This window comes from Flavobacterium sp. KACC 22758 (assembly GCF_028736135.1).
GTDB classification, from domain to species: domain Bacteria; phylum Bacteroidota; class Bacteroidia; order Flavobacteriales; family Flavobacteriaceae; genus Flavobacterium; species Flavobacterium johnsoniae.
On sequence record NZ_CP117878.1, the window covers coordinates 4634337 to 4658428 of the forward strand.

Genomic DNA, 24092 nt, shown 5'->3' on the forward strand with positions numbered 1-24092 from the left:
CACACAAAAATGAAAAATTTCATCATAACACTAGTTTTCGCATTCGTTACCCAAGCTTTTTATGCACAAGGTGCTTTTGACAAATTTGATGGTCAGGACGATGTAACATCAGTAATTGTAAACAAAAAAATGTTCGATTTAATGAGCAAGGTAAAGGTTGATGCTTCTGACAAAGAAACGCAGCAATATATCAATCTGATTAAAAAATTAGATTACTTAAAAGTGTTTACAACTAAAAATCCTAAAATCGAAGCCGACATGAAAGCTTCTGCAGATAAATACATCAAAACTGCAGGTTTAGAAGAGTTGATGCGTGTAAACGACAGCGGTAAAAATGTCAAAATAATGGTAAAATCTGGAGCAAGCGACACTCAGATCAAAGAATTGCTAATGTTTGTAGACGGAGCAAAAAATGACGAAACTGTTTTATTGTCTCTTACAGGGAACTTTGATTTAAACGAGATCTCTGTACTAACAGACAAAATGCAGCTTCCTGGCGGTTCTGACTTAAAAAAAGCTTCTAAAAACAAAAAATAATCATGAAAGTTAATGTTTTCACCACAGCCATTTTAGCATTACTAACTTTAGTAAGCTGTAATTCTGAACCTTCACTGCAAAAGTATTTTGTTGAAAATACTGATAAAAAAGATTTCATCTCTGTTGATGTTTCGTCTGATATTTTAAATTTAGAAAAAACAAAACTTTCAGCCGAGCAAAAAGAAGCTGTAAACTCATTTGATAAAATGAACATCTTAGCTTTTAAAGCGACAGATAAAAATCAGGCAGAATTTGAAACGGAACGTAAAAAAGTTACGGCGATATTAAAAGATCCTAAATACCAGGAACTAATGAAATTTGGTTCTGGAAAAGATGGAGCATCAATAAGTTATGTTGGCTCAGATGAAAACATTAAAGAATTTGTGGTTTTTGCCAATAAAAAAGAAAATGGCTTTGCTGTAGTTCGTGTATTAGGAAAAGATATGAACCCGAATAACATTATAACGCTTATGTCAGTTTTAAAAGAATCAAAAATTGACATGGAGCAGTTAAAACCATTGCAGCAATTAATTAAAAAATAGACTTTTACTTACTTTATAAACAACTGAAGCTCCATAACTGGAGCTTTTTTCTTATATATATTTGAAAGATTTTACTGAACAAAACAATGAGTATTTATTTTGATATGAATGCAATTTAATTATATTTGCAACTTACCAAAATAATAAATTATGATACAAAAAACATCAAATGCCTTTATCGCAGCATCTTGGGTTGCTCTTGGAGCCGGAACAATCGGTTTTATTGTTGGACTTGCCAGAGCTGAAATGCTGTTAAACGAAAAAGGATATTATTTCACTGTTTTAATGTTCGGACTTTTTGCTGTTGTTTCTTTACAAAAAAGTGTTAGAGACCGACTTGAAAAACTTCCGGTAACCGATATTTACTACGGAATCTGCTGGTTTGGAACTTTATTATCAATCGTTCTTTTAGTTGTTGGATTATGGAATGCAACAATTTTACCAAGCGAAAAAGGTTTTTATGCATTTGCATTTCTATTAGCATTGTTTGGTGCTATTTCTGTGCAAAAAAACACCAGAGACAATATGAGCTTTGGTCAAAACGAATAAAAGTTTTAAACCTATTAAAATAAAAAAGCTCCAATAAAATTGGAGCTTTTTCTTTTATAGTAGAATCTGAGATTATTTACTCAAATACATTTTTCTTCTAGAGTACAATTCGTAGAATTGATCATCTTTTAAGTCATCAATAAACAAGATGCTTTCTCCTGTTGATTTCATTTCTGGCCCTAACGCTTTGTTTACGTTCGGGAATTTACTGAAAGAGAATACCGGCTGTTTGATTGCATATCCGTTTAATTGCGGGTTGAAATCAAAGTCAGTTACTTTATTGTGACCTAACATTACTTTTGTAGCGTAGTTTACATAAGGTTCTCCGTAAGCTTTTGCAATAAACGGAACCGTTCTAGAAGCTCTTGGGTTTGCCTCGATAATATAAACTGTATCATCTTTAATTGCAAACTGGATATTGATTAAACCAACCGTTTTTAAAGCTCTTGCAATTTTATGTGTATGATCTTTAATTTGCTGCATTACAAATTCTCCTAAGTTAAAAGGAGGCAATGTTGCGTTACTATCTCCAGAGTGAACACCGCAAGGCTCAATGTGCTCCATAATTCCGATGATGTACACATTTCCGTCTGCATCACAAATTGCATCTGCCTCAGCTTCGATTGCTCCAGCTAAGTAGTGATCTAGTAATAATTTGTTTCCCGGAATTGCTTTCAACAAATCGATTACGTGTTCTTCTAATTCTTTTTTGTTGATTACAATTTTCATTCCCTGACCTCCTAATACGTAAGAAGGACGAATTAAAAGCGGGAAATCTAAAGTATCTGCTAATTTAGAAGCTTCGTCAGCTGTTTCAGCGATTCCAAATCTTGGGAAAGGAATGTTTAACTCAGTCAATAAGTCCGAGAATCTTCCTCTGTCTTCTGCTAAATCAAGTGCGTCGAAACTAGTTCCGATGATTTTTACTCCGTATTTAGAAAGTTTATCAGCTAATTTAAGAGCTGTTTGTCCTCCTAACTGAACAATCACACCTTCTGGTTTTTCGTGCTGAATGATATCATAAATATGCTCCCAGAAAACAGGTTCGAAGTATAATTTATCCGCTGTATCAAAGTCAGTAGAAACCGTTTCAGGATTACAGTTAATCATGATCGTTTCGTAACCGCATTCTTTAGCCGCTAAAACTCCGTGTACACAAGAGTAATCAAACTCGATTCCCTGCCCAATTCTGTTTGGTCCGGAACCTAAAACGATAACTTTCTTTTTATCTGTTACGATACTTTCGTTGTCAACAAAACGCTCTCCGTTTCCTTTTTCAATTTCAGCCTCAAAAGTTGAGTAGTAATAAGGAGTAAGTGCTTTAAACTCAGCCGCACAAGTATCAACCAGTTTAAACACACGGTTGATTTTTTGTTCCATACGCAAAGTGTGCACTTCACTTTCTAAACAATTCATCATGTGAGCTAATTGTCTGTCTGCAAAACCTTTTTGTTTCGCTTCAAGCAATAATTCTTTAGGGAGATCTGTAACTTTATAGTTTGAGATTTCTTTTTCTAAAGTGTAAAGCTCTTCATATTGTTTTAAGAACCACATATCGATTCTTGTAATTTCATGAATTGTACTCAACGGAATTCCCATTGCGATTGCATCATAAATTACGAAAACACGATCCCAGCTTGCGTGAGTCAGTTTATCGATAATTAATTCGTAATCTTTGTATCCTTTTCCGTCAGCTCCTAAACCATTTCTCTTAATCTCTAAAGATTGAGTTGCTTTGTGAAGTGCTTCCTGGAAAGAACGTCCAATTCCCATAACCTCACCTACAGATTTCATCTGAAGACCTAAAGTTCTGTCTGAACCTTCAAATTTATCGAAGTTCCAACGTGGTATTTTTACGATTACGTAATCTAAAGTTGGCTCGAAAAGAGCCGAAGTAGATTTTGTAATTTGATTTTGTAATTCATCTAAATTGTATCCTAAAGCTAATTTAGAAGCAATTTTTGCAATTGGATATCCAGTTGCTTTTGATGCCAAAGCAGAAGAACGAGACACACGAGGGTTAATCTCGATTGCTACGATATCTTCTTTTTCATCTGGCGAAACTGCAAATTGTACGTTACATCCTCCCGCAAAGTTTCCGATACTTCTCATCATTAAGATAGCGTAGTCACGTAATTTTTGGAAAGTTGTATCAGATAATGTCATCGCTGGCGCAACAGTAATCGAATCTCCAGTATGGATTCCCATTGGGTCCATGTTTTCGATAGAACAGATAATTACAACGTTGTCATTTTTATCTCTTAAAAGCTCTAACTCGTACTCTTTCCATCCCATTAAAGCTTTATCAATTAAAACCTCGTGAATTGGAGAAGCTTCTAGTCCGCGTGTTAAAAGCTCATCAAAATCTTCTTTTTTGTAAACCACTGCTGCTCCTGTTCCTCCTAATGTAAACGAAGGACGAATAACAAGCGGAAAACCAAATTCCTGAGCAATTTCTTTTCCTTCAAGGTAAGAAGTAGCTGTTTTTGCAGGTGCAGTTGGTACTTTTATTTTTTCTAAAAGCTGTTTAAACTGCTCTCTGTCTTCAGTAATATTAATAGCATTTACATCAACACCGATTAATCTTACTCCGAAATCCTGCCAGATTCCTTTTTCCTCAGCCTCTAAACACAAGTTCAAAGCTGTCTGTCCTCCCATTGTTGGTAAAACAGCATCAATTTGCGGATGTTCCTTAAGAATTTCAATAATCGATTTTGTCGTTAAAGGTTTCAAATAAATATGATCCGCCATAGATGGGTCGGTCATAATTGTCGCTGGATTCGAGTTAATCAAGATAACCTCAATTCCTTCTTCACGAATCGAGCGTGCAGATTGAGATCCCGCATAATCGAATTCGCAAGCTTGGCCAATAACAATAGGTCCTGACCCTATTATTAAAACTGATTTTATTGATGTGTCTTTAGGCATTTTGTATGTATTGTGTAGTTATTTACGATTTAAAAAACATATCTAGTGCGTTATAAACTAGAAAGTTGGGATATTTTTTACCGACAAGGTATAAAAAAAGGCGATACTAAAAAAGTAATCGCCTTATGTATGTTTATACAAACATTATTTTTTGTGTCTAGGCTCGCTAGAAACAGTTAATTTATGTCTTCCTTTTGCTCTTCTACGCGCTAGAACTTTTCTTCCATTCGCAGAAGCCATTCTGTCCATAAATCCGTGCTTATTTCTTCTTTTTCTTTTCGATGGTTGAAATGTTCTTTTGCTCATTGCTTTGTATCTTTAAAAATGGTATCTATTAACTCGTTATTTGGTTTTGGATATCGTTATTCAAAAACCGAGTGCAAATATACAAAGACTTTTTTTTCTGGCAAGCAGTTTTATAAAAATATTTTTAATTCCTTTTACTATCTTTGCAATCACAAATTTACATTAATTATGTTTCACAAAAATATTAAACTTATTTTGGCCGGACTTCTTGTAGTGGCGGGCATTTGGCAATTTACAGAAAGTAATATCGGAAATGGAATCTTTCTTATATTATTGACTGCAATTCCAATTTTTCTTTATTTTAAAAACGAATTTATCCTCTTAGCCTTCCTTAAATTAAGAAAACAAGACTTTGAAGGTGCAAATAAATGGTTATCATATATCAAAAATCCGGAAGGAGCATTAGTTAGAAAACAACAAGGATACTTAAATTATTTACAAGGTATCATGTTATCGCAGACTAACATTAACCAGGCTGAAAAACATTTCAAAAAAGCAATTGAGCTTGGATTATCTATGGATATGGATCTAGCAGTAGCTAAATTAAACCTTGCAGGAGTTGCAATGTCACGCAGAAGAAAGCTTGAAGCTACTAATTTATTAAACGAAGCTAAGAAATTAGATAAGCAGGGAATGCTGAAAGAGCAGATTTCTATGATGAAAGAACAAATGAAGAAAATCTAATTTTTTTCATTTTCAATATATCAAATCCCAAATTCCTAAGGAGTTTGGGATTTTTTATTTTAGATTTTTTTCAGCCGTCTGTCAACTTTTACAAAGTTTCAAACTGAAAACTGCGGCTGAAAACTAAAAAAAATCAATCTTCTAATATAATAGAAGGCAGATTTTCATTAAGCCATTTATATTTATTGAGAATCATAATATGTGTACCGCCTTTTACCACAATACAACTGTTGATGTATTTTATTGGAAAAACTTCGTCTTTGTCACCGTGAATATGAATTACGTTTTCATCAACTTTATTTCTATCCCATAAAATAACTGATTCTACAGCCCATTGCAAATAGTTAAGATCTCTAACCGCTAAAAACTTCTCGTATAACTTAATACGTTTATTTACTTTTTCTCCAAAAGAATATTTCGCCAGACTTTCGATATTTAAAATCAACTTCATCGGAATCAGCTTGTAGGCTTTTGTAGTTTTTCCGATTTTCATTCTTTTTGGGAATTCAATATTACTTCTAACACTAGAAATAATAATAACTTTTCGAGCCTGAATGTGTTTTGCGATTTCCTGAACTAAAATCCCCCCAAAAGAAACTCCAACCAAAACAGGATTGTCGTGTTTGATTTTTTTAGAAATTCTAAGCGCATAATCTGATAAAGCTTCTTTTGGATGCGGAATCTCCCATTCTAATAAACACATTTCAAAAACAGATTCATCTAACTGAATTCTTTCAAAAATTGCCGGACTTGCCGCCAAACCGGGCATAAAATATACTGGAATTTTACTCATTTGTATGAAAAGGGATTATAATTGCGAATTTTAATTTCAAAATAATTTTACTTTTTTAATGATATGCACAGCAAATCTTACACCATTCTTACATATTAAAACAAATTAAACTACAAAAACAAAGCAGTTTCAAAAACTAGTCCAAATCTTACTTAAAATACTTCAATATTGAAAATCAAATGATTAACTTTGCAATCCAAATTACTCGCATTTAAATATCTTTTCCAAAGATTTTATTTGTTTATTTTTTATCGTTCTTTTTCTAATATTTTATCCACCCCAAAAACATGACAAATATGGAACCTGCTGAAACTATGGAAATCAAAGACAATACCTTTGCCAGACAATTTGAAACCGTAGTCCCTGAGGGATTATTAAGCGTTGAATATTCTTTTCAGGAAAAGAAAATCTTTTTAACCAAAATCAACACACCCGAAAACTTCGAAAACCAGTCTGTAATTGACACTTTACTTAAAAACATTATGGAACTAAGTACAGAAAAAAATTTCAGAGTTGTGCCGATTCATCCAAAAATCGCAGCATTTTTCAAAAAAAATCCAAAGTACAAAGAATTATTGCCGCCGGGAATCAGAATTTAAAAATAATTTATTACCCAAAGCCATAATCCGCCAATTCCCATATAAATAAAAAGCATTACGAGTCCGGTTACTAAACCTTTGACCCACCAGCTTTTTAAATCGACATATCCGCTTCCGAAAAAAACGGGAGCCGGACCATGTCCGTAATGGGTTAATGTTCCGTAAATTGATCCCATAAAACCAAGCATAAAGGCCAAAAGCAATCCCGGAATACCAAGTGAAACCCCAACACCCAAAAGTGCCGCATACATTGCCGCTACGTGTGCCGTTGCACTTGCAAAAAGATAATGGCTGAAAAAGTACACTAATATAATTATTGGAAATGCCATCTGCCAGCTCAAACCTCCAATTTCGGCTCTTACAACATTACTAAACCAGCCGATAAATCCAAGTTCGTTAAGCGAACTTGCCATCATTACTAAAACCGAAAACCATACAATAGTATCCCACGCTCCTTTTTCGGCTTTTACATCATCCCATGTTAAAACTGAAGTAAGCAATAGAATTACCAAACCAATAAATGCCGTTGTCGTAGCGTCTATAGAAAACAAATCGCCTGTCATCCAAAGAAACAAGAGAATAAAAAACGTTAAAAGCATCATCCATTCGTTACGGGTAATCGGCCCCATTTCTTTTAATTTCTGCATGGCAATCTGCGGTGCATCTCCAGTCTTTTTAAGTTCTGGCGGATATATTTTATAGAGCACAAAGGGAATCACAAAAAAAGCACACAATCCCGGAACAATCGCTGCAGCTGCCCATGACATCCAGGTTATTTTAATTCCTAAATTAAGCGCAAACTTCTGACACATTGGATTACTTGCTGTTCCGGTAAGAAACATTGATGAAGCTATTAAATTCATATTATAGCAATTCAAGGTTAAATAAGAACCTAATTTTCTATGTGTTTCCGGCTGATCCGGCACAGAACCAAAACTCATTGACATCGATTTCATTATGGGATAAATAATTCCGCCCCCTCTTGCCGTATTACTTGGCACAGCAGGAGCCAAAACTAAATCAGCAAGACCTAATCCGTAAGCCAATCCAAGAGAGCTTTTTCCGAAGATTCGAATAAATAAAAAAGCAATTCTATTTCCTAAACCAGTTTTTATAAATCCTCTCGCAATAAAAAACGAAATCCCGATAAGCCAGATTACTTTATCGCCAAATCCTTTTAAGGCCAGCGTAATTGATTTTCCAGGATCGCCCGGTGCCAGAACCTGCGTAAAAGCCGTTAAAGCAATTGCAATCATACACATCGTCCCCATTGGAGCCGCTTTTAGAATAATTCCTAAAATAGTGGCCACAAAAATCGCAAACAAGTGCCAGGCTTCAATAACGACTCCATTTGGTGCAGGAATAAACCAAATTGCAATTCCAACAGCAAGGGTAATCAGAGTTTGAGGAATTTGTACTTCTTTCATAATAATTTAGATTTATATTAAAACTAAAGTCGGAGTTGTAACTGAATCAGGAATAATTCATCATTATAGGTTGATGTATCCGGGATATTTTTATCAAAACGGTCAATTTCAAACCCCATTTCAATTCTTCCTGTATAATTTTTTCCAAATTCAAGACTAATCATAGGTGTATAAGTTTGTCTGACATTTGAATTTACTTTGTAACTAGGATTAAAAGTTTCGTAACGACATGATAGTTCTAATGCCGTTAGTTTTTTATAATTTACCACATATCTCAAATTTGGCAGAAAATAAATCCCGCGCATTTGATAATTGGAAACATCACCTACTCTGCTTTCGGCTGGCAGTGAAAAATATAAATTATGGTTTGTTCCTTGTTTGTATTCAATTTGAAGATCAAAAGTAAATCGGTCTGTTAGTTTAAAATCGCTGGTTATATCGGCTCCAACTGCAAAAACATCTTCTTTAAACACTTTTCCAATACCACCATTTAAACCCAGATTTATTTTATACTCTTTAGACAATTCAAAAACCCATCTTGTAGAATATTGTTTTCCGTTATCTTTATCCATTTCTACGTTTTTTCCATTTCCGTTCAAAACTGAGACAGCATAACTAACCGGAATTTTTCCAATATCAAAAGATCCGGTTGCCGAAGCCCCAATTTGAAAACTGGTCCAGCCGTTTTTTCCGAATTCATAATATTGATTTGAAAAGTCAAAAGATTTGATGATATCTACAGGAACAAGCTCCTCAATTCCAAATGCCGGACGAAACTGCCCTCCGGTCAAAGCAATATATTTATTGAAGGTATATTTTCCATAAGCGTTTTCAAGAACTTTTCCTTTAGTATCTGATTTAAAATCGGCTAAGTTTACCAGAATTACGACTTCTGTAGCTTCACTTAACCTGGTATTTAAGCCAACACGCATTCTTTTAATATCAAAAGACTGCTGGGTAACATCTCCAGTAGAATGATGTACTCCTAGAACATCAACATTGTCGCCAAAACTTTCCAGATATCTTGCCTGTAAAAGTCCCTTTAGCTGATATTGAGGATATTTTATCTCACTTTCGGTTTTTTCTCCAGCGTTTACATCGCCCTGAGCATGCAGAAAAAATGGAGTTATAAAAAAGAGAAAAATAATCGGAACTAGTAGAATTTTACTCATAGACTTCAAATTAATAAAAATATTAGTTTCTTATAACTGAATTCAGAATCAGCACTATCCTTTTTGAAGATCAAAAAGTTAACTACCTATAGTCGACACGAAATGAAGTACTAAAATAACAAAAAAAATAGAAGTGTTGTAAAAAAAGTTGCATTAAAATAATGTTATTAAAACAAAAAAAAAGCACAAGAATGAACTTGTGCTTTTTGATCTATATGTATTTAGACTCTATTTTTCTATTTCTCTCATAGAATCCATTTTCTTGTGAGCAAGAAAACCTGCAACATCTTCAAAATGTTCTTTTACTCTTTTATTTCCAAATTCAAATACTTTAGTTGCTAATCCGTCTAGGAAATCACGGTCGTGAGAAACCAAAATTAATGTTCCGTCAAAATCACGCAATGCATCTTTAATAATGTCTTTTGTCTTCATATCCAAGTGATTCGAAGGCTCATCCAGAATTAATAAATTCACTGGTTCTAACAACAATTTAATCATTGCCAAACGTGTTTTTTCTCCTCCGGAAAGCACTTTTACTTTTTTAGTAATATCATCTCCCTGAAACATGAAAGCTCCCAAAATATTTTTGATCTGGGTTCTGATATCTCCAACCGCAATACTATCGATAGTTTCAAAAATAGTAGCATTTTCGTCTAATAAAGCGGCCTGATTTTGAGCAAAATATCCTATTTGTGCATTATGTCCAATTTCAACGCTACCTGAATCAACGCCGATTTCTTTCATAATCGCCTTAATCATGGTCGATTTTCCTTCTCCATTTTTCCCAACAAAAGCTACTTTCTGTCCGCGTTCGATTACGATGTTTGCATCTTTAAAAACCACATGATCTCCATACGATTTTGACATTTCTTTTACAACAACCGGATATTGTCCTGAACGTGCTGCCGGCGGGAATTTCAAACGTAATGCAGATGTATCTACTTCATCAACCTGAACGATTTCTAACTTTTCAAGCATTTTTACACGAGACTGAACGGCATCGGTTTTTGAGAACGTTCCTTTAAAACGGTCAATAAAAGCACGATTTTCAGCAATCATTTTTTGCTGTTCGTCATACGCTTTCTGCTGATGAATACGACGGTCTTTTCTTAGCTCTAAATAATGAGTGTATTTTGCTTTGTAATCATAGATTCTTCCCATTGTAACCTCGATAGTACGGTTTGTAATATTATCTACAAATGCTCTATCGTGAGAAATTACAACAACTGCTTTAGCCTGATTCAATAAGAAATCTTCTAACCATTGAATACTTTCGATATCCATGTGGTTGGTAGGCTCATCCAGTAAAATTAAATCTGGCTTTTGCAAAAGGATTTTTGCTAATTCGATACGCATTCTCCATCCTCCTGAAAATTCTGAAGTCTGACGTGTAAAATCTTCTCTTTCGAATCCTAAACCAACTAAAATTTTCTCAACTTCAGCTTCGTAATTTATTTCTTCAATAGCATAAAATTTTTCGCTTAAGTCAGAAACTCTTTCGATTAATTTCATGTATTCATCACTTTCATAATCAGTACGAACGGTTAACTGTTCGTTGATTTCGTCAATTTCGGCTTTCATTTTAAAAATATCACTGAAAGCTTTTGATGCTTCTTCCATAACAGTTGCGCCGTCTTCAGTAAGCAAATGCTGTGGTAAATAAGCAATTACAGCTTCTTTTGGTGCAGAAATACTTCCTGTAGAAGGTTTATTTACACCTGCAATTATTTTTAAAAGTGTCGATTTTCCCGCACCATTTTTACCCATAAGGGCAATTTTATCATTTTCATTAATAGCAAAAGAAACATCGCTAAAAAGTGTAGTTCCACCAAATTGAACCGAAATATCGTTAACTGTAATCATTTGTGTTTGTGAATTTTGTTTAATCGGTTAATCGTTTATCTGACTACCCGTTTTTTTCGTGCTGCAAAGATAGATTTAATTAGACAATGTCCAATTTGATAATTAGATAATTTTGAAAATGTGTCAATTAGACAATATCTTTTTCGACGCAGATAAAAGGATTTTCACTGATTCTCTTTTTTTAACTTCCTTCTCAAAAATCTTTTTAATCTTTTAATCTGCGGCAAAAAAAGAAGCGTGATTGTTTTTAAATCTACTTAGATTTCTCAATTTTAAAATTTTAATCTTACCTTGTATATAAATTTAAAAATCAGCAAAATATGAAAACGAAATTAAAACTAGCTGTTTCCTTAATTGCAGGATTACTATTTGGACTTTCTGCGAATGCGCAAAAAACTGTAATCAAAAAAGAAGCTTTACCCGCAAACGCGCAGACATTTTTAAAAACACATTTTGGATCGAAAAAGCCAAGCTATATATTAGAAGACAAAGAAATCCTTTCAACAGAATACAAAGTTCAATTTGACAACCAGATTGAAATTGAATTTGACAAAAAAGGAAACTGGAAAGAAGTTGACGGCAAAAATTCTAAAATTCCGAAATCTATTATTCCTAAGAAGGTTGCTTCTTATATAAAAGAAAACTTCCCGAAAGAAAAAGTAACCAAAATAGAAATTGAATCTTCGGGATACGAAACAAAACTAACGAATGGTTTAGAATTAAAATTCAGCTTAAAAGGGGATTTTATTAAGATTGATAAATAAGTAAAATTAGAAAATGTGTCAATTAGGAAATTAGAAAATTCTCTAAAACCTTAAAATAACAAAACCCGACAGGTTTCAAAAACCTGTCGGGTTGTAAAATTATCTAATTTTCAAATTGACTAATTATCTAATTAGTCTTTTCTCCATTTTTTAGTTTCTTCAAAAATATGTTCTAAGATTGCCGCTTCTGTTTCGTCGAAATCAATATTTCTTCGACTCATAACTAATCTTGCAGTTTCAAAAGCTTTTTTTGTTACATAAGTTGTAAATCCCGCTGCACCGCCCCAAGAAAAACTAGGAACAAAATTACGAGGAAAACCAGATCCAAAAATATTCGCGCTTACACCAACTACGGTTCCTGTATTAAACATCGTATTGATGCCGCATTTACTATGATCTCCCATCATTAAACCGCAAAACTGAAGTCCGGTTTTAGCAAAACCTTCTGTTTCGTAGCTCCATAATTTCACTTCTTCGTAATTGTTTTTTAGGTTTGAGTTATTCGAATCAGCTCCAATATTACACCATTCGCCTAAAACAGAATCTCCTAAAAATCCTTCGTGCCCTTTGTTTGAATTCGCAAAAAGAACTGAGTTTTTAACCTCACCGCCTATTCTGGATCCTGGCCCAACAGTTGTTGCTCCATAAACCTTAGCCGACATTTTTACCATTGCATTTTCGCATAAAGCAAAAGGCCCGCGAATAACGGTTCCTTCCATAATTTCTGTATTCTTACCAATATATATAGGACCATTCGAAGCATTTAAAGTTACAAACTCCAGTTTTGCTCCTTCTTCAATAAATACATTTTCTGGCGCAATAACATTTACGCTTTTAGGAATAGGCTGTGATTTTCTGTCTTCTGTTAAAAAAGCAAAATCGGCACGAATGGCAGCATCATTCTTTGAAAAAATATCCCATGTATGTTCAACTGTCAGACATTCTTCATTGTACTGAATAATTTCGTACGTATCAAAATCGACTTCTTCCTGGTTTTCGGTTGTAAAAAAAGCAATTACATCATCGCCTTTAAAAATTGCCTGATTCTCTTTTAAATCAGAAACTAATTCTGCAAGCGCATCATTTGGCAAATACGCTGCGTTTATCATTACGTTCTCTTCCATTTCTACCATTGGGAATTTGGCAGAAAGATAGTCTTCTGTAATAGTTGTTATAGTAGAACCTAAACGAGCCTCCCACTTTTGACGAATTGTCATAATTCCGATTAAAATATCTGCAACTGGTCGTGTAAAAGTAAAAGGTAATAAAGCATTCCGGACGGGACCGTCGAAAAGAATGTAATTCATAAATTTAATTTAATGTGTTAAAATTTGATTTGGTTACCGAGACCAAAGTTACAAATATTTATTTTTTACATTAATCATGTTTATATGTAAATAGCCGCGAATTTTCAATTTTCATTCATTTAGATTACGATTATTCACCAAATCCTATTAGATTTTGATTTCGTATACCAGAACACAGCCAGTGGTTTCAACCGCTGGAAAGCAATGTATCTAAAATGTACTCATGGTTGTTGAAACCACAGCTATAGTTAAAATAGAAATTTCTTAACCTATTAATAATTTGCAAAAAAAAAGCCTTCCAAAATTGGAAGGCTTTTATATATTTTAAACAGCTATTATTTTTTAGCGTGTTTTGCATATTTAGTTTTGAATTTATCAATACGTCCTGCAGTATCGATAAGTTTAGATTTACCAGTATAAAAAGGGTGAGATGTTCTAGAAATCTCCATTTTTACAACTGGATACTCAACTCCGTCAACTTCAATTGTTTCTTTTGTATCTGCAGTAGATTTAGTGATAAAAACGTCATCATTTGACATGTCTTTAAATGCAACTAATCTGTAATTTTCTGGGTGAATTCCTTTTTTCATCTTTCTTTTTATTTATTGTTTAGAACATTTTTATTTTGAAGCTTTTCCATGGTTAGAAAAAGGTATAAACAAACAATGCTCTTTTTTGTTTAAAATTTTAATTAATTTTGAGTGTGCAAATTTACAATTCTTTTTTAATAAACAAATACTTAGCTTACTTTTTTTTAGTTAAATTCAAAAAGCTTTTTTTCTCATCGATGTATATTGGGAATTGCTATATTTGTGGATTAATTTTAAAACATATAGAAATATGATTAATGAAGTTATAAAAAAGAATGGTATTGCGTATGGTGTAATGATTGGAATTGCATCTGCATTGGTTACTGCAACTATCTATGCTATTGATTTAAACTTGTTTACTGCATGGTGGATGGGATTAATAGGCATCGCAATCAGCATTACAATCAGCATCATTTTACTTTCTAAAACTAAGAAAGAATTAAACGGTGTTTTTCCTTTTAAAGATGCTTTTACCACTTATTTTATAGCAGCAGTAGTTGGTATTTTAATTTCTACTTCTTTTAATATTATCTTATTTAACGTTATTGACCCGGGTGCAAAAGACACTTTAAGCGACATAATGGTAAAATATACTGCAAACATGATGCAGAAATTTGGCGCTCCGGCTTCATCAATCAACGAAGCTATTGCTAAAATGAAACTAACAAATCCTTATTCGACTCTTGAATTATTAAAAGGATCAGTTTTTGCTATGGTAATCAGCGCAATTTTCGGATTAATTTTCGCAGCATTTTTTAAAAGCAAAACTACTCAAGAATAAAAATTATAAATGAATCTATCTATACTTATACCGCTTCTAAACGAGGAGGAATCGCTTAAAGAACTCTATTCATGGATTATTAAAGTGATGCAGTCTAATAATTACTCTTATGAAATCATTTTTGTAGATGATGGAAGTACAGATGATTCTTGGAATATTATTGAAGGTTTCTCTAACGAAAATCCAAATGTAAAGGGAATTCGTTTCATGAAAAATTTTGGAAAATCGCAGGCTTTACACGCAGGTTTTGCAAAAGCAAAAGGTGATGTTATTATTACTATGGATGCTGATTTGCAAGACAGTCCGGATGAAATTCCTGAATTGTACGAAATGATTACACAACAAAAATTCGATTTAGTTTCTGGCTGGAAAAAGAAACGTTACGATTCTGTAGTGGCTAAAAACATTCCTTCAAAATTATTTAACTGGGCAGCCAGAAAAACTTCAGGTGTTGAACTTAACGATTTTAACTGCGGATTAAAAGCTTATAAAAATACTGTAGTTAAAAACATTGAAGTTTCGGGCGAGATGCACCGCTACATTCCGGTTTTGGCAAAAAATGCCGGTTTTGGAAAAATTGGTGAAAAAGTAGTAATTCATCAGGCACGTAAATACGGCGAAACCAAATTTGGAATGGAACGCTTTATTAACGGATTCCTTGATTTAATTACGATTTGGTTTTTATCAAGATTCGGAAAAAGACCAATGCACTTATTTGGCGCTATTGGTTCTATCATGTTTATTATTGGTTTTTTATCTGCGGGATATATTGGTGTTTCGAAATTATACCATATGTACAACGGAATGAAATACAGCCTGGTAACTAATAACCCTTGGTTTTTTATAGCTTTAACAACAATGATCCTGGGAACTCAGCTGTTTTTAGCCGGATTTTTAGGAGAAATTATCTTAAGAACCAAAAACAACGAAGAACGTTATAAAGTATCACGAGAGGTTAATTTTTAAAAACATTTTCTCCAATACTTTATCAAGGAGAGACAAAAAAATTAAAATGATAGCAGGAAATAACTTCCAAAATTTCTCTATCTTTAATTAAAATATTAAAAAGAAATTTGAAATGAATATTGCACCTAATATATTAAACGCAGTAAACGAATGGCTTACGCCGACATTTGATCAGGAAACACAGGCAGCTGTAAAAGAATTAATGACTACTTCACCAAAAGATCTTGAAGAAAGTTTCTACAAAAATCTGGAATTTGGAACCGGAGGTATGCGCGGTGTTATGGGCGTAGGAAACAACAGAATCAACAAATACACACTTGGAAAAAACACTCAGGGATTATCTGATTATCTGCATCAGGTTTTCCCAAACGAACCTTTAAAAGTTGTTATTGCTTACGACTGTCGTCATAACAGTAATACTTTAGCTAAAGTTGTTGCCGATGTTTTTTCTGCAAACGGAATTCAGGTTTATTTGTTTTCAGATTTAAGACCAACTCCTGAATTATCTTTTGCACTTAAATATTTAGGATGCCAATGCGGTATTGTTCTAACTGCATCACACAATCCGCCAGAATATAACGGATACAAAGTATACTGGCAGGACGGCGGACAAATCGTTCCTCCGCAAGACGGAGAAATCATTAAAGTAATTGAAAACTTAGATTACGATAAAATTAAATTTAACGCAAACGAAAGCTTAATTCAGTATATCGATACTGAGATTGACAAAGCGTTTATAAAATCATCTATAGAAAACGCAAGTTTTAATACTCCAACTGAAGCCAAAGACAATCTTCACATTGTTTTTACTTCACTGCACGGAACTTCTATAAAATCAATCCCGGATGTTTTATCACAGGCAGGCTACAAAAATGTACATATTGTACCAGAACAGGCCGTTCCAGACGGAGATTTCCCAACTGTAAAATCTCCAAATCCGGAAGAACCTGAAGCCTTAACAATGGCTTTAGCTTTAGCCGATAAAACAAACTCTGATATCGTGGTTGGAACAGATCCTGACTGCGACCGTTTAGGTGTTGCTGTTAGAAACAACGACGGTAAAATGATTTTGCTTAACGGAAACCAGACTATGGTTTTAATGACTTCTTTCCTTTTGAAACAATGGAAAAAAGCTGGAAAAATTAACGGAAAACAATTCGTTGGATCAACAATCGTTTCGACTCCAATGATGATGGAACTGGCAACAAGTTACGGAGTTGAATGCAAAGTAGGCTTAACAGGATTTAAATGGATTGCTAAAATGATCAAAGATTTTCCTGAACTTGAATTTATCGGCGGTGGTGAAGAAAGTTTCGGATTCATGGTTGGCGATGCTGTTAGAGATAAAGATGCTGTTGCCGCTACTCTATTGATCTGCGAAGTTGCCGCTCAGGCAAAAGCAGCAGGAAGCTCTGTTTACAAAGAACTTTTACAACTTTATGTAGAAAATGGTTTCTATAAAGAATTTTTAGTTTCATTGACTAAAAAAGGAATGGAAGGTTTAGAAGAAATCAACCAGATGATGGTTAATTTACGTCAGAACCCATTAAAAGAAATCAACGGACAACGTGTTATTATGGTTGAAGATTACCAATCATCAACTGCATTGAATTTATTGACAAACGAAGAATCTTCGATGAATATTCCAAAATCAAACGTATTGATTTATTATACAGAAGACGGTTCTAAAATTTGCGCAAGACCAAGTGGAACAGAACCAAAAATTAAATTCTATATAAGCGTAAATGCCGAATTAGAATCAATTTTAGATTTTGATGATGCTGAAAAATTCTTAGACGAAAAAATCCAGAATATTATTGCAGATATGCAATTGAAATAAACTGTATTTCAATATATACTAATTGTTTAAAAACAATTAAAAGTTAAAAACCCGGATTTACATATACAAAATGCAAATCCGGTTTTTTGTTTTCAAAACCCACCTTTATTTTTTAAGGATGTTTTTTATATACTGCCTAATATTAACTTAATAAAGTGTTTTCCTTATTTTTACTTTTAAAGAAACTTTTTTTATAAAAAAAAGCAAAAAGAAATTGAAAACAATCCAATTGGATTAAATTTGTGCAGTAAAATTTAAATGACAAATTACGTTAACACGCATTAAAGAGTCATTACCCAAAAAACAATATCAAAAAAAATAAATGAGTAATTTCAAAAAAATAGTTCCTTTTATATATCCGTATAAAAAATACGCATTCTTAAATATCTTTTTTAATGTTTTGTATGCTCTTTTCAGCACACTTTCTTTTGTTGCTTTAATACCAATGCTTCAGGTTTTATTTGACCAGACAAAAGAAAGAAAAGTAAAACCTGTATACGAAGGCATTTTAAAACTTCAGCAGTACGGAGAAGACTATTTGAGTTATTACATAACAACAACAAAAGGCACTCATGATCCCGGCTACATTTTATCTATAATGGTAGCGATTATAATTTCGATCTTTTTATTAAAAAACCTAGCCGATTATTTAGCTATGTTTTTTATCACTTTTTTACGAAATGGTGTTTTAAAAGATATGAGAAATGCTTTGTATAAAAGAACATTAGAACTTCCGCTGGCATTTTATTCTGAAAAAAGAAAAGGAGATGTTATTTCGAGAATTTCAGCAGACGTAAATGAGGTTCAGAATTCCTTTTTAGCAATTTTGGAACTTATTGTTAAAGAACCGCTGACCATTATTTTTACCATAACAACAATGCTTATTATCAGCACGAAGCTGACAATATTTGTATTTATTTTTATTCCAATTTCCGGTTATATTATTTCATTAATTGGAAAACAGCTAAAAAAACAATCTACAAAAGCACAAGAAGAACAAGGTACTTTTTTATCCACTATCGAAGAAACCGTGGGAGGATTAAAAGTGGTAAAAGGCTACAATGCTGAAGGCTATTTTAATACTGTTTTTCAAAACTCTACTGAACGTTTTTTTAGTTTATCAAACAAAATAGGAAACCGTCAAAACTTAGCTTCTCCAGCAAGTGAGTTTATGGGAATTACCGTAATCGCTATTCTATTATGGTATGGAGGACAAATGGTTTTGATTGATAAAACATTGAGCGGTCCTTCGTTTATTGCTTACATGGGGTTAGCTTATAATATTTTAACTCCTGCAAAAGCCATTTCTAAAGCTTCATACGGAGTAAAAAGAGGAAATGCTGCTGCTGAACGTGTTCTTGAAATATTAGAACAGGAAAACACAATTACATCAAAAGAAAATGCAATCGAAAAAACATCTTTTGATTCTATTATAGATGTGCAGCATGTTAATTTTAAATATGAAGAAGAAACTGTTTTAAAAGATTTTTCGCTTCAAATTAAAAAAGGACAGACCGTTGCACTTGTCGGCCAGTCTGGAAGCGGTAAAAGTACAATTGCCAATTTGCTGACTCGTTTTTATGATGTAAATGAAGGTTCAATTTCTATTGACGGAATCAATATTAAAGACATGAACCTGCAATCACTTCGCAGCTTAATGGGATTGGTAACACAAGACAGTATTTTATTTAATGACACCATCAAGGCAAATATTTCTTTAGGAAAATTAGATGCAACTGATGATGAAATTATCGAAGCTTTAAAAATTGCCAACGCATATGAGTTTGTAAAAGAACTGCCTCTGGGGATCTATACTAACATCGGAGACAGCGGAAATAAACTTTCTGGCGGGCAAAAACAACGTTTATCTATTGCCCGTGCTGTATTGAAAAATCCGCCGATAATGATTCTCGATGAAGCAACATCAGCATTGGATACAGAAAGTGAAAAATTTGTTCAGGTTGCGCTCGAAAACATGATGCAGAACAGAACATCGATCGTAATTGCCCACCGACTTTCAACTATTCAAAAGGCAGACGTTATTGTTGTAATGCAAAAAGGAAAAATTGTAGAACAGGGAACTCACGAAGAACTGATTGCACACAACGGAACTTACAATAAATTAGTAACGATGCAGTCTCTAGAGTCATAAGATTCAAACATACTTATCAAATAATCTGCACAGATTAAGGAAATATTAAAACTTAGTTTAATTTCTTTAATCTGTGTTTTATTTTATAACTTTAGGATAGTTAAAGATTGAAATTTAATTCTTTCAGAAAAATGTATCTTAACAACCCCAACATAAAACTTCCGGACGATCCTGATACTATTGTTTGGAAATATCTTGACTTATCTAAATTTTTAGATTTACTGCTTTCAAAGAAACTTTTCATGTCTCGTTCTGACAAATTTGAAGATCAATACGAAGGCACTTTCAGCGAACCTACATATGAGGAGATAAAAAAACTGGCTGTAGACAATCCTGAATTTTTAAATTACTACAAAACACACCGCGAAAAAGTAGCCATTAGCAGCTGGCATATTAACGAATATGAATCTTTTGCCATGTGGCAGATTTTCACAAAAAACAACGAAGGTTTAGCCATTCAGTCTACTATTGGAAGACTGCAGAAAGCAGTAAGACCGGAAAACAATTTTGACCAGTATATTGGCGAAGTCAATTACATCGATTATAAAAAAGAATATATTCCGTTTGATGATTTGTTCTTTCCCTTTTTATTTAAAAGAAAAAGTTTTCAATACGAACGCGAAGTCCGTATTCTTACCGATACTTCAAAAAGCGAAATCAAACTAAACGACGGCTTAAAAATCAATGTTGATATTAATCAGTTAATCGAAAAAATCTACATTCACCCAAAATCTGAAAACTGGTACAAAAAACTGGTAATCGAATTGGTAGAACGTCTGGATTTTGGTTTTGAAATCGAAAAATCAGATCTGGAAAGCGATATATTGATATAAAGGTTCTGAGGTTCTGAGGTTCTGAGACACTAAGATTCTAAGTTTTTCAATCTTTGTGCATAAAAATAAAACCCTGCTGAAATATAATTTTCAGCAGGGTTTTATATTATAATATTCAAGGAAATCCTAATTATCAAAAGCTAAAAAAACTTAGAATCTTAGCACCTCAGAACCTTAGCATCTTTAAATAGGTTTATAACTTTTCACTTCCCATTTTTTAGAAGCTAAGTCAATATAATTATAGTGCAGGACATCATTTTTATCGAATTGACCATTTTGGTTGGTATCTTCAATTGTTCTAAAATACAAGCGGTTTTTAGATTCAATTAAGTTCCAGTCAACTAATTCTTGAAGATCAGCTGAGACTTTTGTAAAATTTTCTCCGCTGATATTACTTAAATACAAAGTTTTAATATCACTGGTATCAATTTTACCATCTTTATTAGTATCAGAATCTGTTAAGGTATAAACCATTACTTTATTCTGAGTTTTATCTGCAACTGTTTTTAAATAAGTAGCCGTCAAAATCAAAATAGGTTTATCAGAAAGAGCATGAATAGAATCTGAATCGACTTTTTGAAACTTCAGATTTTGAAGGTAACCTGTAATTTCATATTCGCCTAAATTAGAAATTGTAAAACTTACATCGTTTACACTAGAAGATCCAAAACGGGCTTTTGAACCTCTTTCAAAAACTCTTAAATCTCCAACAGGATGAATTAAGTAATCAGTACCTTCCATTTGAATTGGCAGATCTGCAATTTCAATTTGAGTAGTATCTGCTTTTGTAACACTTACTTTGTTTGATACATCGTAACTTACTTTTGGCTTTTGAACTTCTTCGCGGCAGCTAATTAATGTTCCTATAATTGCTAAGGCTATATATTTAGAGTACTTTTTCATCGACAAATTATATTCAATTATCAAATATACTATTTTTGATTGTAATTTTGGTTTTTATTGAATTTTACTATGACAAATTAAAAGTTACAATCTCGCATTCAGTTTTATATTAAAAACCCTCGAAGTCATATAATTTGGAATCGCATACTGGTTTTTAGAATACACATCGCGCACCCATGTATTGGTTATGGCATTTTGATTATTAAAAAGATTAAAAATTTCTACACCAAGCGATAATTCTTTAAAGTTTTTCAGCCAGCTTGTTTTAGAACTCTGTGTACTGGCATCAACAAAAACCTTAGCAAAACCAATATCAGCTCTTCTGTAATCATTTAACCTGTTTTGATATAAGTACGGATCAGAATAGGCTGGCGCACCGCCTGGCAGTCCTGTATTGTAAACCAAATTCAAATACAATTTTACACTGGGAATATTCGGCATATAATCCTGAAACAACATTGCAAATTTCAATCGCTGATCTGTCGGTCTGGCAATATATCCTTTGTTTTCGTAATTTTCTTCGGTTTTTAAATACCCAAAACTCACCCATGATTCTGTTCCCGGAACAAATTCGCCGTTTAATCTAAAATCCAATCCTTGTGCGTAAGCTTTTGCATTATTATTAGCAACATATCGAATGCGGACATTATCTATCGAATACACATTTACGTCTGAAAGCGATTTATAATACACTTCTGTAACCCATTTAAATGGGCGGTTCCACATTTTAAAATTATAATCGTTGCTCAAAACTATATGAACTGCTTCCTGGGCTTTTACATTTGGGTTTACGACACCGTCCAGATCACGAAGTTCTCTATAAAACGGCGACTGATGGTACAATCCTCCAGAAATTCTGAAAACCATATCCATATCCCAATCTGGCTTTATGGCAAATTGTGCTCTCGGACTTACTACAACTTGATTTTTACCTTCTTCTGAAGCACCCGAAACTTTCCAGCTCTGAAAACGTGCTCCAAGATGGTACCAGATTTGGCTTGAACCCAATTGAGATTGTTTATTCCACTGTGCATATCCAGAAAACCTATTAATGGTATTGAAGTTTGTGGCGCGAATATCCTGATATGGCAACAGCGGGCCTGTATATGGCGTATACGGCTGATTGTTTTCCGGAAGAATAACTAACGGCGGATTAATAGAAAATCCAGCCGAATCGATCATCTCCCACTCTACAATTCTGTCGCGAATAGACTCTCTGGTATATTTCAATCCAAATTCAAGCTGGCTTTCCTGCCATTCTTTAGTCCCCTTAAGTTCGACATTAGCAATTAAAGCATCTAAATCATTTCGCGCATGATTTAGCTGAGAGCCAATTCCGCGGGTAAAATCTATTGACGATGCATTATTTGGGTTTTCTGTATCAATATTTCCTAAACGATATTGGGCTAAAATATCAAAATGTTCTTGTTCTGTTGTATGAAATAAAGAACCAATAAATTTTAAAGTCAGCGAAGGCGAAACTTTATATGTTGTTTTTAGAGCACCAAAATAAGTATCATATTGGTCTTTTTCCTGACCCTCATAATAAACCGCAAGCGCCATTGGCTGATCAATAGTTCCAAATTTTGTTTCGCGTGTTAATGGCTGATACAAATATTTATTCTGCGAAATATTCCCCAAAAAGCTCATCTGCCATTTTTCAGAAATATCATAATTTACATTCGTTTGAATATCGGCAAAAGTAGGCGTATAATTGGTTTGTGTATCCTGACTGTTTACAAGCAGACTATTATTTCGGTAACGAACTCCGGTAACGGCTGACCATTTTTTATTTTTTGAAACTAAATCTACAGAAGCGCTTCCGCCTAAAAAACTCGCTTCCAGCGAAGCGCCAAACTGTGTTGGTTTTCTATACGTGATATCTAAAACAGATGAAAGTTTATCTCCAAATTTAGCCTGAAATCCTCCAGCCGAGAAATCTACATTTTGAACCAGATCAGTATTGGTAAAACTCAAACCTTCCTGTTGCCCTGAACGAATTAAAAACGGACGATACACTTCGACTTCGTTTACATAAACTAAATTTTCATCGTAATTACCGCCTCGAACAGCATATTGCGTACTCAATTCATTGTTTGAATTTACGCCCGGAAGTGTTTTTAGAATATTTTCTATACCGGCATTTGCGCCAGGAATCTTTTTAATTGTCGCAGTTTCTACAGTTGTAATTCCCTGAACCCGTTTTCTGTTTTTGGACGAAACAAAAACTTCACCCATTTGTTCCTGCGAATTATTCATTACAGGATTAAAAACAAAAACTTCATTTGGCTTTAAACTTACTGTAAGGCTGATCATTTTTAAGGAAATATGCGTAAAAATAATCGAAGCTTTTTTATTTGAAATTACTTCAATATCAAAAAAACCATTTACATCAGATTGTGTATTATTTTTTCCTGAAGTTATATTGACATTAGAAACAGGATGATTTTCATTATCTAAAATAATACCTTTTACATGAGCGTTTTGAGCAAATGAAATACAAGTAAAGCACAAGAAAAGTAAAGCGAATATTAACTTGTTTTTATTCAAAGATTT

General features: G+C 33.4%; 21 protein-coding genes. 11 read left to right on the forward strand and 10 right to left on the reverse strand.

Features of this window, described 5'->3' with window-relative positions:
- The first annotated feature begins 9 nt into the window (after nucleotides 1-9).
- The 3 genes from PQ462_RS19520 (at nucleotide 10) to yiaA (ending at nucleotide 1628) form a co-directional block, all read left to right on the forward strand.
- The gene (locus PQ462_RS19520; RefSeq protein ID WP_011921614.1) at nucleotides 10-537 is read left to right on the forward strand and encodes a DUF4252 domain-containing protein; all 528 of its coding nucleotides are present in this window, start codon (nucleotides 10-12) and stop codon (nucleotides 535-537) included.
- 2 nt (nucleotides 538-539) lie between these two features.
- Nucleotides 540-1079 carry a DUF4252 domain-containing protein gene (locus tag PQ462_RS19525; RefSeq protein ID WP_274251244.1) on the forward strand — a complete coding sequence of 180 codons (540 nt, stop codon included), beginning with the start codon at nucleotides 540-542 and terminating at the stop codon, nucleotides 1077-1079.
- Between the two features lie 150 nt (nucleotides 1080-1229).
- Nucleotides 1230-1628: an inner membrane protein YiaA gene (gene yiaA / locus PQ462_RS19530; RefSeq protein WP_011921616.1), complete on the forward strand. Its 399-nt coding sequence runs from the start codon at nucleotides 1230-1232 to the stop codon at nucleotides 1626-1628.
- 72 nt (nucleotides 1629-1700) lie between these two features.
- On the opposite strand, the gene carB is transcribed toward yiaA, so the two are convergent.
- Together carB and rpmH are read right to left on the reverse strand one after the other, a co-directional pair.
- A complete protein-coding gene (carB, locus tag PQ462_RS19535; protein ID WP_274251245.1) occupies nucleotides 1701-4556 on the reverse strand; it encodes a carbamoyl-phosphate synthase large subunit in 2856 nt (951 codons plus the stop codon).
- Between the two features lie 144 nt (nucleotides 4557-4700).
- Entirely contained in the window at nucleotides 4701-4862 is a 162-nt protein-coding gene (gene rpmH / locus PQ462_RS19540) for a 50S ribosomal protein L34 (protein WP_008464848.1), read from the reverse strand.
- Between the two features lie 168 nt (nucleotides 4863-5030).
- Between rpmH and PQ462_RS19545 the strand changes: the two genes are divergently transcribed.
- Complete coding sequence (locus tag PQ462_RS19545) at nucleotides 5031-5546, forward strand: hypothetical protein (protein WP_011921618.1); 516 nt, start codon at nucleotides 5031-5033, stop codon at nucleotides 5544-5546.
- Nucleotides 5547-5679: 133 nt separating this feature from the next.
- On the opposite strand, the gene PQ462_RS19550 is transcribed toward PQ462_RS19545, so the two are convergent.
- Entirely contained in the window at nucleotides 5680-6339 is a 660-nt protein-coding gene (locus tag PQ462_RS19550; RefSeq protein ID WP_274251246.1) for an alpha/beta hydrolase family protein, read from the reverse strand.
- 287 nt (nucleotides 6340-6626) lie between these two features.
- On the opposite strand from PQ462_RS19550, the gene PQ462_RS19555 reads away from it, so the two are divergent.
- Complete coding sequence (locus PQ462_RS19555) at nucleotides 6627-6938, forward strand: GNAT family N-acetyltransferase (RefSeq protein WP_011921620.1); 312 nt, start codon at nucleotides 6627-6629, stop codon at nucleotides 6936-6938.
- Here PQ462_RS19555 and PQ462_RS19560 read toward each other — a convergent pair.
- From PQ462_RS19560 to PQ462_RS19570, 3 genes are all read right to left on the reverse strand, one after another.
- On the reverse strand, nucleotides 6935-8365 hold the full coding sequence (locus tag PQ462_RS19560) for an anion permease (protein ID WP_274251247.1): 1431 nt from the start codon (nucleotides 8363-8365) through the stop codon (nucleotides 6935-6937). The two genes, PQ462_RS19555 and PQ462_RS19560, sit on opposite strands and share 4 nt — an antisense overlap.
- 23 nt (nucleotides 8366-8388) lie before the next feature.
- The gene (locus PQ462_RS19565) at nucleotides 8389-9537 is read right to left on the reverse strand and encodes a porin (RefSeq protein ID WP_274251248.1); all 1149 of its coding nucleotides are present in this window, start codon (nucleotides 9535-9537) and stop codon (nucleotides 8389-8391) included.
- A 228-nt stretch (nucleotides 9538-9765) separates the two neighbouring features.
- Nucleotides 9766-11400 carry an ABC-F family ATP-binding cassette domain-containing protein gene (locus PQ462_RS19570; RefSeq protein ID WP_274251249.1) on the reverse strand — a complete coding sequence of 545 codons (1635 nt, stop codon included), beginning with the start codon at nucleotides 11398-11400 and terminating at the stop codon, nucleotides 9766-9768.
- A gap of 320 nt (nucleotides 11401-11720) precedes the next feature.
- On the opposite strand from PQ462_RS19570, the gene PQ462_RS19575 reads away from it, so the two are divergent.
- A complete protein-coding gene (locus PQ462_RS19575) occupies nucleotides 11721-12164 on the forward strand; it encodes a PepSY-like domain-containing protein (protein ID WP_011921624.1) in 444 nt (147 codons plus the stop codon).
- A 131-nt stretch (nucleotides 12165-12295) separates the two neighbouring features.
- Here PQ462_RS19575 and PQ462_RS19580 read toward each other — a convergent pair whose 3' ends face one another.
- Both PQ462_RS19580 and PQ462_RS19585 read right to left on the reverse strand, forming a co-directional pair.
- On the reverse strand, nucleotides 12296-13471 hold the full coding sequence (locus PQ462_RS19580) for a GlmU family protein (protein WP_011921625.1): 1176 nt from the start codon (nucleotides 13469-13471) through the stop codon (nucleotides 12296-12298).
- Between the two features lie 335 nt (nucleotides 13472-13806).
- A complete protein-coding gene (locus tag PQ462_RS19585; RefSeq protein WP_011921626.1) occupies nucleotides 13807-14061 on the reverse strand; it encodes a type B 50S ribosomal protein L31 in 255 nt (84 codons plus the stop codon).
- A 250-nt stretch (nucleotides 14062-14311) separates the two neighbouring features.
- Between PQ462_RS19585 and PQ462_RS19590 the strand changes: the two genes are divergently transcribed.
- The 5 genes from PQ462_RS19590 (at nucleotide 14312) to PQ462_RS19610 (ending at nucleotide 20633) form a co-directional block, all read left to right on the forward strand.
- Complete coding sequence (locus PQ462_RS19590; protein ID WP_121360259.1) at nucleotides 14312-14842, forward strand: DUF4199 domain-containing protein; 531 nt, start codon at nucleotides 14312-14314, stop codon at nucleotides 14840-14842.
- A gap of 9 nt (nucleotides 14843-14851) precedes the next feature.
- A complete protein-coding gene (locus PQ462_RS19595; RefSeq protein ID WP_274251250.1) occupies nucleotides 14852-15808 on the forward strand; it encodes a glycosyltransferase family 2 protein in 957 nt (318 codons plus the stop codon).
- A 112-nt stretch (nucleotides 15809-15920) separates the two neighbouring features.
- A complete protein-coding gene (locus PQ462_RS19600; RefSeq protein ID WP_274251251.1) occupies nucleotides 15921-17648 on the forward strand; it encodes a phospho-sugar mutase in 1728 nt (575 codons plus the stop codon).
- 322 nt (nucleotides 17649-17970) lie between these two features.
- The gene (locus tag PQ462_RS19605) at nucleotides 17971-19800 is read left to right on the forward strand and encodes an ABC transporter ATP-binding protein (protein ID WP_012022225.1); all 1830 of its coding nucleotides are present in this window, start codon (nucleotides 17971-17973) and stop codon (nucleotides 19798-19800) included.
- Between the two features lie 131 nt (nucleotides 19801-19931).
- A complete protein-coding gene (locus PQ462_RS19610; RefSeq protein ID WP_073409119.1) occupies nucleotides 19932-20633 on the forward strand; it encodes a hypothetical protein in 702 nt (233 codons plus the stop codon).
- 183 nt (nucleotides 20634-20816) lie between these two features.
- Here the strand turns inward: PQ462_RS19610 and PQ462_RS19615 are convergent, their stop codons facing one another.
- Nucleotides 20817-21536: a hypothetical protein gene (locus PQ462_RS19615; RefSeq protein ID WP_274251252.1), complete on the reverse strand. Its 720-nt coding sequence runs from the start codon at nucleotides 21534-21536 to the stop codon at nucleotides 20817-20819.
- 84 nt (nucleotides 21537-21620) lie between these two features.
- Nucleotides 21621-24086 carry a TonB-dependent receptor plug domain-containing protein gene (locus PQ462_RS19620; RefSeq protein ID WP_274251253.1) on the reverse strand — a complete coding sequence of 822 codons (2466 nt, stop codon included), beginning with the start codon at nucleotides 24084-24086 and terminating at the stop codon, nucleotides 21621-21623.
- Between the last annotated feature and the right edge of the window lie 6 nt (nucleotides 24087-24092).